Here is a 15116-nt window from a genome sequence, read left to right on the forward strand (position 1 = left end):
GTCTTACTCTGTCGGCTCTTTAATTCTATTCCAGTCCATATTATCTTTTAAATCCGCACGTTTAACTTTTTGACCAATTGCATTTAACTTCACTCTGCGAATAAAATCCCAGTAATTTTCTTGTACTTGTTTCGATACGTTCTGTCGCGTTACACTTTTCACTGCATCAATAATATCCTGTGAGGTAATCTCCGTATCCTCAATAGCATCATGCAATACTCCAACGATTTTCTCATCGTTCGTCTTAAGAAACATCATAACTCTTAATGGATGAAGTATGTAAGACTCACCTACTTTATCATACTGGCCTTCATGAGCTTTAGATGCTATCTCAATTGCTTTGTTTAGCGTTGGCAACTCCCCCCTGTTTTTTTATATTGTTACTTCTCCCTATATATACCTGACAATATTCATCCAAAACCATCATGTAATAATAGCCTGTGACATCATCATAATGATTTAGGTCATGAATTTCCTATAAAGCACCATATAATTCCTTTCTAGACATTACAGAATAGAGATGATGTCCGAAGATACCATCTCTTTTCTAATCAAGTTAATGAATAACTATACATTATTTAAATAAATTAGACTTTTTTAACAGTAATTGCATCATCTTAGCAACCTCTACTCGGGTTATTAATGCTTTAGGTGACAGAAGACCTGCAAATAAAGTGCTGTTTAGTTGGTAACATTATCATAAGGCCATGAGGATCTTCTACAGGACCAACTACTTTACAAGCATCGACTTTAGCAGTAACGCAGCGTCTGTAACTAGCCATAACATCTTGAGAAATGGTTCTTTGAATTAAACTGAAAGCTTGCTCTTGGGTTAATTTGGTGATCCTTCCTTGATTGACTTTTTCCAAAAATTGTCTGTATTCTTCCTCAGTTGTATCACCACTTGCGCTTCCTCCAAACATCCCCAAAATATCTACACCTAAATCAGCATACAATTGTTTTATTTCTTATACTGTTCAAAGTCATACTTTCGAACCATTCATGTAAGTTATCTTCAAAGCTTGATGATTGGTTTGTAATAATTTCATTGTAAATCGGAGTGCTCTTTAAGAATTCGTTACAGTCCTAAAATCACAGTCTGGCAAATTTATCTCTCCTCTGCATCAGTTTTATTTATTATGGTCTACAAAAAAAAATGTATATGGTGCAATAACTGATCTAACATTGGCCCTTAAACGATGGTAAGATAGAAGGTTGAATTACTATCTTTGCATCCTTCCACACCGCGGTATAACCCCCATGAAAGTAATCCCAGCTCGTCTTCGGGATCCATAAAAAAAGATTATTTATCAGTCTCTGTGATGGAGAGCATTGTATATAACGTCGGCATGTGTTGACGGTTCACACTAACAAGTTCGCTGGAAGAGATTACAAATAGATACGATATGCTACAGATATACCTTCTGACTATGTTCCGACCTTCCTGGTATTGAATATTATTCTACTTTCCGTTATCAGTCAGACTTAAAGAAGAAAGAGATCAAGTTGTTCAACATTTCCCCCGTTTGATTGACCTTTACCTATATGTGATACTATTGTGTAAAGGAACGCTAGTCGACTTCGGCAATGTTTAGAGTACAAATTTTTTAACGGCAACGTAGAAAATAAAATTAAAATTTAATTAGAATAGGAATTAGGAGTGATAGTCCATGGAGCTGCCGCGATATAAGGGGATTGAATCGATTCCAATTATTGTTCTATGGTTTTTGGAGAATGATGACAAAATTCACAGAGATTTATTGAATGTGGAGGGAATAAAGGAAAAACTAATCAATTGGAATGTAATGCTTTTTCAGGGTGATAATCAGTTCCAAATCAAAGAAGCTTTAAATGTGCTATTTCATGAATTTACATACATAATAATTCCACAGCTTGAAGATCTGAAAAGTAAGCTGAAACTTAATGATGAACAAATAGATCAATATAAGTATCTTCAACTACGATTAAAATTTCTAAACTCCCAACTACGAATCTCGGGTTGGATATACCGAGAACAATATGGAGTTGGTTTTGAGCCATATGGAAATCCTAATGTAGTTCTCGGCTTCTTCGAAGGATTTGTGGATCATTATGCTATTTTGGAGGTTTATCCTTCTGCTAGTTCAGAGGATATAAAAAAGGCATTTCGGGCAAAAGCGAAAATACATCATCCAGATGTAGGCGGAAATGAGGAGTCCTTTAAAGCGATAAAAGATGCTTTTGATATTTTAATGGACGATGAAAAACGTAGAGAATTTAATCATATATATGAGATTTTTCAAAAGCGGAATGATTATGTTATTACCTCTAGTAATAACGATTATAATCAATTCGTAGATCAACCGAATCATCAATTCAGAATCGGTTTTAAATGGAAATCCTACCTTCGAAACCTTGGAATCCTTATTGCTCTTTTATTGGTAATAAAGTTTATTACTATTTTGAACATATCAACTTCATCAGCTCCTACGACAAATTCTTTGGGCTCCCAGTCATATACAGCAACCCCGGTAGAATCGATTTCAAAAAAACAGCAGATAAACAAATCGCTAGAAAATACGACCCCAAAGGCTGTGTTATCCCCGATTAAAGATATTGAAAAAGATAAACAACCTCAGAATATCGAAAATAAAGAAAATGAGTCGATTAAAAGATTTTCACTTGAAGCGAATAAAGATGAAGTAAAGGAAATTATGGGAACACCTGTGAAGATAACCGATATCGGTCCCTTAAGCACCTGGTACTATGGAAATTCGACTGTGGATTTTAATAATGACAAAGTTACGGGATGGAACAATAGAGATAAGAATTTAAAATTGGAGCAAGTCTCCATAAAAAACGGTACATATTCGTTAGGATCTACCAAAGAAGATGTTAGAATTTTCATGGGCACTCCATCCGAGATAATGACTATTGGTCCTTTAAGCACCTGGTATTATGGAAATTCGACTGTGGATTTTAACAATGGCAAAGTTACTGGTTGGAACAATAGAGATAAGAATTTGAAATTGGAGCAAGTAACCATTAAAAACGGTACAATTTCGTTAGGATCCAGCAAAGATGATGTGAAATTGTATATGGGAACGCCATCCCGGATAATGACAATTGGGCCACTAAGTACATGGTATTATGTCAATTCAACTGTGGAATTTAATAATGGAAAAGTTACTGGTTGGAACAATAGAGACAAGAATTTAACAATAAATTAGTAGGATCTTTATTACCATCGTATATAGTGTTTTAATGAAAAATGGAGCTAGTGCCTAATAGGCTAGCTCCATTTCCCAAAGATAAATTACATATCTTTACAGACGATTCTTTCTTGAAGTAAATTTTATTGATTGATATTCCATCTGCCCCATATCTTATGAGCCTAGCTTCCATTTTGTTTGTTACCGAAGAATACCCAGTCTGGCCAAAGGCCGTTGTCTTTTCCATGTACTGGATGCCGTAATGACACAGAATTATACAATAAATCCCACGGACGACCATAGTCGTTTAATATTAATATAAGGGGTTGTAAGCTACTTATGCTAATTGTATATCATGAAAAGTTATTATCAGGGTCATCATCTGGATCGGTTCTTAAGTAGCCTGTCTCACCACCACGATGATATCCTTCCACTTCAGTGCCATCCGCCTTAGTGTAACCTTGAACATCTTGAGGTTCAACGTGATGAATCCCTGGATCTTGTTCATCGATTACAAAGTCGCTGTCTATATCAAAATCTAGATCGAATGCTCCAGGTAATAGTAATGAAATGGATACAGCAGCTGTCTTTGTCACGAGACTTTTCACTCCTCTCTTTACCCTTACTACATCTCCACTTACTACATCTCTAACACTCTTACCGGTATTTGATATGCTCATTACCGTTCCTCTTAATACTCTCCTTCCGGCTTTTACAACTTGCGTCTCTCCACGATTAATTTGCTCATCATCACCCGTAATAACGCCAGAAATAATACCTATTGAACCGTCAATAGCAATTGCTGCAGTATCTATGGATCCTTTCGTTACATTTGCCAACAACCTACCAACGTCACCTATCGGTTTAACTCCAGTTATTCTTTCTATATATTCGAATGGGACTTTAATGATACTAGCCAGTAAGTTTCCGATAAAGGATCCGAACGCTTCGATAATACTAGGTTCATAATAATAAGTATCCGTCTCAAAAGGATGTTCACGTATACGCTTGGTAAGAAGTAATGCTTCTTCGCGAGCATCTTTTTGAACTTGAATCTCTTTTGCTCGAATACGATTGATTGCTATCTCTGTAAGTCGTTCAGCTTCTTCTTTAGCTTTTTGTTTCTTCAATTCAATACTAGCAATCGCTCGATCTATCTCCTCAAATAAATTAATGTTATTAGAAAGTTGGTTACGTTCAATTGCTAATTGAGCTGCTGTTTCAATTTTTTGCAGCGTATTCTTACTTGCCGCTTGAACAATTTCTATAGTAAGTTCGACACGCTTTTTAATTTCTTCACGTAGCCTAATTTCTGAAACACGCATTCGCTCATAAGCTTCCTCTATTTGCATATTTCTAACAATTTTTTTCCTTTTCCCGTTTCTCGAAAATTAAATCAACTTGCTCATTTATATGTGTGATTGCATTCTGTCGTTTTTCAATTATTGTACTATAGGTCGCATCAGCCATTTCAAAGGCTGCCGCTTTCTTGGAGTTTATGCGATCTATAGTATCTAAAATTATTAGTTCGTTCTTTTTCTTTTTTTCGAAATATCTTGTGATTGCTTCATCAATTAGTGATACTTTTTGGCTCTTTTCTTCCATAACTCCTCCTGTTTTCTTGTGCATATTACCAAAATATCATAAAAACAATACTTAAAACAGAGAAATAACAGTAGATTTAATTTGCATTTCTTTCACGTGCAGTTATTAATAATTGTTAGGGCGTTTTTTTAACAAGCTCAATTGCCGTCGCACATCCAGGAAGAAAGGAGGACACACATGTTGGACGAAATTACGCCAAGTGGGGACTAAAATATGGGGAGAATCACTATCATAATGGCGGATCAAGCAGTGGTACATCAAGCAGCAGAACCACTATACAAGTGAACACAAGAAGCCAAAAGAAAAAGAAGCGGATGACTACGTATGGTAAGTTAATTTCTATAAATCCCGAGGGAATTATTACAATGCTCCATAACCTGATGATCTGGAAAATACATTTATAAATGTGTAACAATTAAGCCGTCATTATGTATAATTACACCTTGCTTAATTAACTCTTTATAAACCTTAATGAATTCAACTCTCGCTTCAGGAGTATCAACGATCCCAGACTCAGCATAGTATTCAAAAAGATTGTCTATTGTCAAAGTAATCTTGTGTCTAGATTCTTCATTAGCAGAAGTGTAGACTTGAATCGACTCAATACAATCAAGATTCATCCCTTCAATGTTCTTAGATGTTAATTCAATACTTTCACCATTAACTGTGCAGGCGTTGATACGTAAGCGTCAAACAGCCCCACCTTGTCATCACTTGAGCCTCAGTCCATATTTTATTTAATCTAGCAATTTGATCAGTTTGGTTCATTATCTTACTTACCACGTCAATCTCCTTGGATCGATCTTTGTTTAATCGCCAAATATCTATTTCCTCGGGAAAAGTTATTGATTTGTTAACAGTAAAATGGGATTTTCACGTCCATAAAAAAACGACAAGAAAATCCATACAAATGAAAAGAACCTTGAATACTATCAAGATTCTAAAGCGGGATTATCCTGTCGTTATACTTCCACCATCAACAACAGTTATATCATTTAATACGAACTTCTATATAACCATAAACTCGAACTAACGAAGATTAGTTCGAGTTTATATGTTACAATTGTTCGGAGGTCAATGTTACGCCGAGTTCTCAAGCATTTTGTTGTTGTATAAGCCCGTATTTTTTACAATATTTGTATGTACAAACAAATAAATATCGTTTAAAGGAGAGATTCTATCATGAAAACATTAGTTCTTGTTTTTCACCCTGACCTCGCTTCTTCCCGTATCAATCGCCATATGGCTGAAGAGATAGAGAAGCAAGAAAATGTCACCGTTCACCGTGTCTATGAGGCTTACCCTAATGAACAAATCGATGTGGCAGCTGAGCAACAACTCCTGGAGCAGCATGACCGTATCGTTCTACAATTCCCGTTCTATTGGTACAGCACACCGTCTCTGCTCAAAAAATGGGAGGATGCTGTCCTAGCCTATGGCTGGGCTTACGGAAGCTCCAGCGACAAGCTGCATGGCAAGGATCTACTGGTAGCTGTCACTACAGCCGGCGTTCAGGAAGGTTACTCCCCTAGTGGTATGAATAAGTACACAATGGTTGAGCTGCTGCGCCCTATCCAGGCAACCAGCAACCTCATCGGCACTCGTTACCTGACTCCTTACACCGTCCACGGTGTGAGGAAAATCAGCGACGAACAGCTTGAGCAAACCGCGAAAGACTACGTGGCATATGCATTAAACTCTTATCTTGCGCTGCAAGCTTAATATGAATTGCGACCAACAAGCCCCTTTATCCTGAAGCATTCGAGATATAGGGGCTTCTATCGGCGAATTAGCGAGACTGGCGCCAAACGACTTCAGCACAAAGCGAACTGGCCCCGAGCAACTTTGGTGAACAGGGAGTTTTGCTGATTGAGAATGTTTACATAGATCTGTGACTCAATCGTTTTCCACGGTGTTTCCCCCTGGCTTTGAAGAGACCGGTCATACACTGCCTTCCAAAGTTCCTTGGCGGTCAGAGGTTTCCCCTCTTCGGTCATAATTTTCTCGGCTGCCGATAAAAATGTTAGTTTAATGGAACCCTCCGCCCTATTGAGTGTTTTTTAAGTTGAAACGGTTCTTGTATGAATAATCCAACAAACATTCTCGTGGGATCTAGTTCGATAATCTTCTTGTATTCCCTTGTTTCTTTCGTATTACCAATAAGTTGCGACTTCAGGTCTCTTAGCAGCAAGTCGAATCATTATATGCTACCTTCGCGGATGACCAGCCCCACGATTGCATTTAGAGCAGCTGAGATTGGCAACTTCTTGCACTCGCTTCTGCACGAGGATAAAGGGGCGGATCTGGAATCGATCGATTGAAGCATACTCGCCCCCCTCTCACTTTCCTGCGCTTCAATAATCCGCAGGATATTATCGCGGTTTGGCTTTTTAGACTATTATCCAAATCTCTCCTTTCGACATGTGTCAAAGAGCTAAGGGAGTACAGTTACTTCCATCTTTACAAGAAAAAGAAAAAGCCGCTCATAATTTGCAGCAGCCATTTCTAAATTTGGATCTTCACTTTAATTAAACTTTATCGTTCCCGTAAGTGATGGTATATTTCCTTATTTCTTATAGGTTGGTTCTGCAACGAAAATTTTAATTCCATTTGTTTCATCCATGATATTAACACCTATCCGATCGGTTTCACGAAGTAAGTAATCAAGGTCTAAATTGAATTTTATTTTCCAAGAATCGGACTTTACACCACTAGAATAGACTTCATTAAAACTTGAAAATTTAGTGTCATCTGCAGTTGAAACTTGAGCCTCAGTCCATATATTATTTAATCTAGCAATTTGATCAGTTTGGTTCATTATCTTACTTACTACGTCAATCTCCTTGGATCGATCTTTGTTTAATCGCCAAATATCTATTTCCTCGGGAAAAGTTATTGGTTTGTTAAATGTCAAGGTTAAATCAAGTTCGCCACGAAAAGCGCGATACCCAGACTCTATCTCCGTCAATTCCCATATTGAGGAAACAAGTTCTACGGGGCCATCAATTTCAGTTAATAATGAACTAGCTTTATTAGCTAAATCTTTATCATTTCCATTCATTATCTCTTTTGCAAGATGTGCAGCCTTGTCCTTTAATTGTAGTTTTAATAAGGCAACTGCAGCGTAATATTTTTGATTATCAGATTCAATATGATTTAATAATATGTATGGATCAATTTCTGCGACATTTTTGTAGTATTCAACTCGCCAATCCATGCTTTGAGTGTTATATGTATCAACCAGATTCAATAAATTGGTGCCAGCAGTGATCAGATCTTGCCTGCTGTTTGTAGACTTAGCTACTTCAATTGTTCTTTTGAACAAATCATCTATCTGTGAACGTATTGGTAAACTCAAAATTCTACCAATCTCCCAAACTGCCGACTGGTAATCAACATATAACTCGATACTTTTTGGATTTTCCTTTATTTTCGATTCATAATTTTCTGTCATATATCTCTCTAAATTCGTTCTAGCACTGTATAAACTTTCATTTGCAGAACTATAACGTTTCTCAGCTTCATCTGCAATTGATAATGCGTTATCTAATTTTTCTTGTTTTTCTACTTCTGCAATTCCCCTCTCTTGTTTTATGGAATCTGGAACATCTCCGAATACGTACAAGGGAACGGTAAATCCAGCTCGGCTTACGGTGGTAGTTGTATATTTGTAATAGTGAATACCCTGTACATACTTGTTATACATAATTTTACTACTATCTGGATTTGTAATTAAAATATTAGATGCTGTTGTTATAAAGCCCGGATCGTTTAAAGGAGCGTTTTGGCTGCCTGTGACACCAAATACGATGAATGGATCTCTAGATATTACATCCCCAATTATATAATAATTAGGTATATCTTCTTGTGGGTTGTTCGTAGAAGAATTATTAACGGTAGTATTATACTCTTTCATAACCTGCTCAAAGTTCTCTTTTTCAACGTTATATGTATATAGTGCATCGTTATAAGTGGATCTTAACGTCTTCTCGTCATCTGTTATTGTTCTTGTGCTGTTAGGATGAGGATAATATGTATACTCAACATTAGCACCAGAACTTTCTCCAAGAAACCGTAATGGGACCATTGTATTTCCGTTAATTATTTTTGGCGGAATATCAAGAATTACTGGTTTACCATCAACCATCGCCTGTGTGTTATCCACTTGTAATTTAATTTCTTTATTTTTTTTCATACCAGTAATAGTTTTATTAATTGAATCCCACTCTAGATTTAGCCCAAGTGCATTAAAAATAGGTCTGACTGGAACAAGTATTGTACCATTTAAATTAGCTGGAGGTACTTCTAAAGATAATATCGTTCCATTTACTTCAATGACCTTTCCCAATACTCTTATGCTGGCTTGACTATCTGAAGCAAACACATTGCTATTGAACAGAAGAAAAATGATACTAACAATTATAAAAACCCGTTTTAACAAATTTGACGCCTACCCTTCCAGTCTTAAAGTTGTATTTGTATTCACTTCCAAATATTTTTTATACTCTCAACGGATATTTCTCGATTTTACTTGCCACTTATTTTCTCCAGATAACTTCAACTCATAAAATCATTTTATCGATCATGCAGGTCACATTTTGTAATAATCCGAAGCGCTCATTTAGAGCTGAAGCTACCACCGCTTACAGTCGTGATCCAAATACGTTTAGTTTCAGTTTTAATTGCTAAATTACTCTCCCCGTTTGCATGTGCTAGTTTCTTGGGATCTTTCTTAATATTTTCGAGAACATTCCTTTCCCTTGCAGCATGTTGTTTTACTCTCCTATGTTTTTTTACCAATTCAGCTTGATTCTTCTGATATGTAATTCTTTTTTTAAGAATCTCCAATTCATCAAGTAGCTCAACTATTAATGGACTCTCTTCAAATTTGTTTAATACCTTTCGTAAATTCCCCACCATCGAGCTAAATTTATTAAACGTTTTTTTCCTTTTTGTCTATCAGAATCTAATTGTTTGGAAATATATCTAACATTTTGCTGAATTCGTTTAATGGTTTTAAATGAAGTTTGAGAATGCATCCTTTCACCACCTCCTAATTTAATTAATCCTACAAGTATATATTTCTATTTTTCTAACTGTACATCCTTTTATGCACAGCATACGAAGCGTTTTTTTAAAATTTGAAGGACACCTTTCATTAATTTGAAAAAGGTCACTTTCAATTCCCCCCCTTCTCCACTCCTGAAAAGTCATTAAAACTTTTAATAAAAAAAGAAGAGCCCGTTCTATTGATAAAAACTTCCTTCTATGTTTCTTCGTTGTCTTGTATATGTAATTAGTCTTAGTAAATTTTCCTATCCATTATATTTATCTGCAATGAATTTTTCTAAACTATGTTGTGAATTACTGCTTCAATCCATATTGATCATCACATTACAGAAAAGAGATGATATCCGAAGATACCATCTCTTTTCTAATCAAGTTAATGAACAACCTTACACTATTTAAATTAAATTAGACTTTTGTAACAGTAATTGCATCATCTTAGCAACCTCTGCTCGGGTTATTAATGCTTTCGGTGACAGAAGACCTTTACCTCTGCCCGAAACGATACCCGTAAACACACTATCTGCAACTCCACTTTTTGCCCAATCCGACACAGCTCCTGCGTCAGCAAAAGTTTGAAAGAGGTTATTAGTTTGCTTTGAACTAGCTCCTTGAAGTCGAGTGATTCTCATCGCATTGAATAACATCACCATTGCCTGTTCCCTTGTAATTTTATCATCCGGTCGGAAGCTGCCATCCTCAAATCCGTTGACTAAACCATTCGAGTAAGCTGTTTGAATGGCATCATGATACCAAGCGTTTTGATTCACATCTCTAAACGGAGTCGTTTCCTTGTCTAACTTCAACCCCAATCCACGTACTATGATCGCGGCGAATTCAGCCCGAGTGATGTTTTGCTCCGGTTTGAAAAGACCATTTTCAAATCCACTAATCACCATCCTCGAGCCCATATCATTAACCGCATCTTTCGCCCAGTGATTTGCCACATCACTGAACTCTATCGGGTGCCATACCACGGTGTACGTACTGTTCGTTAGGTTGTTGATTTTAGCATAATACTTTCCATCAATAAGCACAACCTTCGTCGGTACATGGCGAACCGACCCATCTGGATCTATAACGACACCAGTTGTTATTTTGCTAGGATCTACACCATCGGGAATGGCGATAGTACGCTCGACATAAGTGTTAAACTTGGACACATCAATCGTTTTATCGCCATAAGTACCAGTTACCGTGAAATTCAATGGCGGAGCCACGATTGTAAATTCGCCCTTGCTTGCAGCACTGTCTACGACTTTCACCGTATCTGTTGTCGGTTTGGCGATTTCGATGTGTATTGTAATGTCTTGAATCGCCACTGTTTTTCCGATCTGATCCGACACCGCATCGATATTGATTTGTTTGGCGGGGAGAGTGTACATAGCGCTATCGGTTTTTATTTCGATAACAGCATCCTTGCTTTCCATACTTTTAACCATCTGGCCGTTCAGCTCACCAACGACAACATCTGACTTGGCATTTATCGGAATCGTAACAACTGCTCCCTGACCTTCCGCTGTGAGCTTATCCTCCAGTTTTTTCTGGTCAATAGCAATGGTAGTCACAGTTTGTTCGTTTACCTTGGTTGTTGTTGCCGTTCCTGCATTCTCTACCTTGCCGTTAACAAGCACATCAACTCTGGTACTCATTGTTTCAGACGTACTAGGAGTTGTAGGCTGTGTAGGTGAACTGCTGTTTTCGTCGTTACCGCTCGATGGCGACCTTGGGATGACAGCGTTTGAAGCAGCAGATAGTTCACTGCTTCCCACTCTATTAATAGCCTTCACAGTAAATGTATAGCTCGTTCCATTCGATAAGCCTGTAATGGTTATCGGGCTTGCAGTACCGGTTACTGTGATATCTCCCAATGAAGCAGCCACCTCATAGCGTATGATAGCACTACCGCCATTATCCACTGGAGGTGTAAAGGAAATAGTTGCTTGTCCATTGCCAGCAACAGCTGTAACATTTGTCGGTACCGCTGGAACAATTACAGGAGTTGCGTCAACTTGATTCGATTGTCCGCTCAAGCCACTCAAATTCCCTGCTTTTACGATAAAGTAATAAGTCGTTCCATTAGTTAGATTCTTAATATTATAAGTAATGTCGGTTACTGTATCAGCAACTGGTTCATTACTAAATTGACCTGAAGTCGTTGACACATAAACATTATAGTAAGTTGCTCCTGGTACCGAACTCCAATTCATTGTAACTTGACGATCTCCTCCAGTGGCTACTAGATTCTGTGGATTCACAGGAGCATTCAGCAAGTTCACCACTTGCGTCATCGAAAACGTCACATTAGTCATGTTCGTTGCCGATACCGTGACCGTTGTAGTATACGTGCCTTCTGATAAACCATCTTTTGCTTTGACCGAAAAGGTTGTCGTTTCGCCGCTATTAAGCGTCGAATCCGGTAGCGTGATCACAAAATCGTTAGCATTTGTGCCACTTAGCGCTGCCGTTAGATTAAACAAATTACCTGTACCGATGTTCGTGATGGTGATGATTTTGGGTTCACTTGATGTGTAACCTTTAATCAAATCAGTTGCTGTTTGATTGACTATTGCTGCAATCGAATAAGTCGGTGCTGCGGTTACCGTGATCGTCGCTGTATCCGTCTTCGTGCCATCATACGTAGATGTGGCTGTGATCGTGTAGGTTCCTGTTGCTGCGTCTGCCGCTACACTGACTAATCCATCGTTATCCACCGTGACTTTATTGTCCGAATCGCTGCTCGTCCATGTCACAGTGGTCGCCGAACCCCCGACCGCATCTACTGTCGCCGTCAACTGCTGCGTTTCGCCTTGCACGATGCTCGCTGTTTCGGGCGTTACGCTTACGCTGTTGACTGCTGGTGCTGCGGTTACCGTGATCGTCGCTGTATCCGTCTTCGTGCCATCATACGTAGATGTGGCTGTGATCGTGTAGGTTCCTGTTGCTGCGTCTGCCGCTACACTGACTAATCCATCGTTATCCACCGTGACTTTATTGTCCGAATCGCTGCTCGTCCATGTCACAGTGGTCGCCGAACCCCCGACCGCATCTACTGTCGCCGTCAACTGCTGCGTTTCGCCTTGCACGATGCTCGCTGTTTCGGGCGTTACGCTTACGCTGTTGATTGCTGGTGCTGCGGTTACCGTGATCGTCGCTGTATCCGTCTTCGTGCCATCATACGTAGATGTGGCTGTGATCGTGTAGGTTCCTGTTGCTGCGTCTGCCGCTACACTGACTAATCCATCGTTATCCACCGTGACTTTATTGTCCGAATCGCTGCTCGTCCATGTCACAGTGGTCGCCGAACCCCCGACCGCATCTACTGTCGCCGTCAACTGCTGCGTTTCGCCTTGCACGATGCTCGCTGTTTCGGGCGTTACGCTTACGCTGTTGACTGCTGGTGCTGCGGTTACCGTGATCGTCGCTGTATCCGTCTTCGTGCCATCATACGTAGATGTGGCTGTGATCGTGTAGGTTCCTGTTGCTGCGTCTGCCGCTACACTGACTAATCCATCGTTATCCACCGTGACTTTATTGTCCGAATCGCTGCTCGTCCATGTCACAGTGGTCGCCGAACCCCCGACCGCATCTACTGTCGCCGTCAACTGCTGCGTTTCGCCTTGCACGATGCTCGCTGTTTCGGGCGTTACGCTTACGCTGTTGACTGCCGGTGCTGGAGCGGTTACCGTGATCGTCGCTGTATCCGTCTTTGTGCCATCATACGTAGATGTGGCTGTGATCGTGTAGGTTCCTGTTGCTGCATCTGCCGCTACACTGACCAATCCATCGTTATCCACCGTGACTTTATTGTCCGAATCGCTGCTCGTCCATGTCACAGTGGTCGCCGAACCCCCGACTGCATCTACTGTCGCCGTCAACTGCTGCGTTTCGCCTTGCACGATGCTCGCTGTTTCGGGCGTTACGCTTACGCTGTTGACTGCTGGTGCTGCGGTTACCGTGATCGTCGCTGTATCCGTCTTTGTGCCATCATACGTAGATGTGGCTGTGATCGTGTAGGTTCCTGTTGCTGCATCTGCCGCTACACTGACCAATCCATCGTTATCCACCGTGACTTTATTGTCCGAATCGCTGCTCGTCCATGTTACAGTGGTCGCCGAAACCCCGATTGCATCTACTGTCGCCGTCAACTGCTGCGTTTCGCCTTGCACGATGCTCGCCGTTTCGGGCGTTACGCTTACGCTGTTGACTGCTGGTGATGGCGTTGCTACATCCCTAATTTCGACCTTAAAATACATATCAACTTCTTCACATACATTGGATTCATTACAATATTCTTCATTACCAACAAAATCAGGATACGAATGCACATATTCCCAAAACACTTTTCCATCCGCGTAAGTACTTTGAGTTGACACAACAATAGCCATACTATCATTATGGTTTCTAAATACGAACGTATATTGATTTCCGTTAATTACATTTACTTCCTCAGTAATTGGAAGTTCAACAAATGGAAATCTATAATCGTTAGGAGGCGAATCGCCATTATAACCAGTGTTAAATACTGGAACTGGTTGACTGTGTAATAACTCCCCATCTTCGCCTTCTCCAGCACGAATCTCCAATATGGCAACATCACTCAATATCGCTGTTGAAACCGAAATACTTTCGATTACACCTGACTTAGGTGCAATAAAGGACTGACCGATAAAACTACCTACAAAATTTGAGAATTGAACAAAAGCAAGCAAATTACCAGGATCATTAACAATCTCAACAGTTGGAGCAGGTACCGCTGCCACCATCGCCGTCGTCTGCCCAAACCTCACAACCTTGTTATCCCCATCCACTTCCGTCGCGCTCGATGCTTGAGTTAACTCGGTTCTAGTCGCTGCATTAGCAGGAGTAGACCACACAAGAGCAACAGACATCATGCTTACTACTAATAAAATAGATTGAAAGATTGATATTACTCTGTTTAGTGCCTTTTTTTTCATAGGTCCTTTACCCCAGCTTTCACAATAAAGTAATTGGTCATTCCTTAATCAGATTTTCATGCTGTACGCCGCAACACTGAGCGTCATCAAACTGACCGTGAATGGTCGAGGTATACAAATTGTATGAATTCTAGTGATCCACATGCACATCCTTCAACCAAACTCTTTGTAAAAATTTCCAATTCCCCTTTTGCATTTAAACATTTGGTATGAGGCTGCTCACTACTCGATTGATTAGATGACTTTCTTATCAAGCTATTTTTTTGTGAAAAACTTATAAACCAAAATTATCCAG

General features: G+C 39.4%; 10 protein-coding genes. 2 read left to right on the forward strand and 8 right to left on the reverse strand.

Going from position 1 to position 15116, the window contains the following annotated elements; translation table 11 throughout:
* Positions 1-3: 3 nt before the first annotated feature.
* Together ACSQ8P_RS36360 and ACSQ8P_RS36365 are read right to left on the reverse strand one after the other, a co-directional pair.
* Positions 4-357 carry a GTP pyrophosphokinase gene (locus tag ACSQ8P_RS36360; protein WP_436239848.1) on the reverse strand — a complete coding sequence of 118 codons (354 nt, stop codon included), beginning with the start codon at positions 355-357 and terminating at the stop codon, positions 4-6.
* Between the two features lie 290 nt (positions 358-647).
* Positions 648-956: a hypothetical protein gene (locus ACSQ8P_RS36365; protein WP_436239849.1), complete on the reverse strand. Its 309-nt coding sequence runs from the start codon at positions 954-956 to the stop codon at positions 648-650.
* Positions 957-1670: 714 nt separating this feature from the next.
* Here ACSQ8P_RS36365 and ACSQ8P_RS36370 point away from each other — a divergent pair.
* Positions 1671-3209 (forward strand): DnaJ domain-containing protein, encoded by a 1539-nt coding sequence (locus tag ACSQ8P_RS36370; protein WP_436239850.1) that lies wholly within the window; start codon positions 1671-1673, stop codon positions 3207-3209.
* Positions 3210-3544: 335 nt separating this feature from the next.
* On the opposite strand, the gene ACSQ8P_RS36375 is transcribed toward ACSQ8P_RS36370, so the two are convergent.
* Positions 3545-4543: a hypothetical protein gene (locus tag ACSQ8P_RS36375; protein ID WP_436239851.1), complete on the reverse strand. Its 999-nt coding sequence runs from the start codon at positions 4541-4543 to the stop codon at positions 3545-3547.
* Between the two features lie 4 nt (positions 4544-4547).
* Complete coding sequence (locus tag ACSQ8P_RS36380) at positions 4548-4796, reverse strand: hypothetical protein (RefSeq protein WP_436239852.1); 249 nt, start codon at positions 4794-4796, stop codon at positions 4548-4550.
* Positions 4797-5978: 1182 nt separating this feature from the next.
* Here ACSQ8P_RS36380 and ACSQ8P_RS36385 point away from each other — a divergent pair.
* Positions 5979-6518 (forward strand): NAD(P)H-dependent oxidoreductase, encoded by a 540-nt coding sequence (locus ACSQ8P_RS36385; RefSeq protein ID WP_436239853.1) that lies wholly within the window; start codon positions 5979-5981, stop codon positions 6516-6518.
* Positions 6519-6610: 92 nt separating this feature from the next.
* Here the strand turns inward: ACSQ8P_RS36385 and ACSQ8P_RS36390 are convergent, their stop codons facing one another.
* From ACSQ8P_RS36390 to ACSQ8P_RS36405, 4 genes are all read right to left on the reverse strand, one after another.
* Positions 6611-6829, reverse strand: coding sequence for a winged helix-turn-helix domain-containing protein (locus tag ACSQ8P_RS36390; protein ID WP_436240003.1), 219 nt, complete (start codon positions 6827-6829; stop codon positions 6611-6613).
* Between the two features lie 533 nt (positions 6830-7362).
* On the reverse strand, positions 7363-9180 hold the full coding sequence (locus tag ACSQ8P_RS36395) for a copper amine oxidase N-terminal domain-containing protein (protein ID WP_436239854.1): 1818 nt from the start codon (positions 9178-9180) through the stop codon (positions 7363-7365).
* A gap of 233 nt (positions 9181-9413) precedes the next feature.
* Positions 9414-9716 (reverse strand): hypothetical protein, encoded by a 303-nt coding sequence (locus tag ACSQ8P_RS36400; RefSeq protein WP_436239855.1) that lies wholly within the window; start codon positions 9714-9716, stop codon positions 9414-9416.
* A gap of 545 nt (positions 9717-10261) precedes the next feature.
* Positions 10262-14821, reverse strand: coding sequence for an Ig-like domain-containing protein (locus ACSQ8P_RS36405; RefSeq protein ID WP_436239856.1), 4560 nt, complete (start codon positions 14819-14821; stop codon positions 10262-10264).
* Positions 14822-15116 lie beyond the last annotated feature (295 nt).

It is taken from the genome of Paenibacillus sp. LjRoot153, from assembly GCF_964253085.1.
Lineage (GTDB): Bacteria > Bacillota > Bacilli > Paenibacillales > NBRC-103111 > Paenibacillus_E.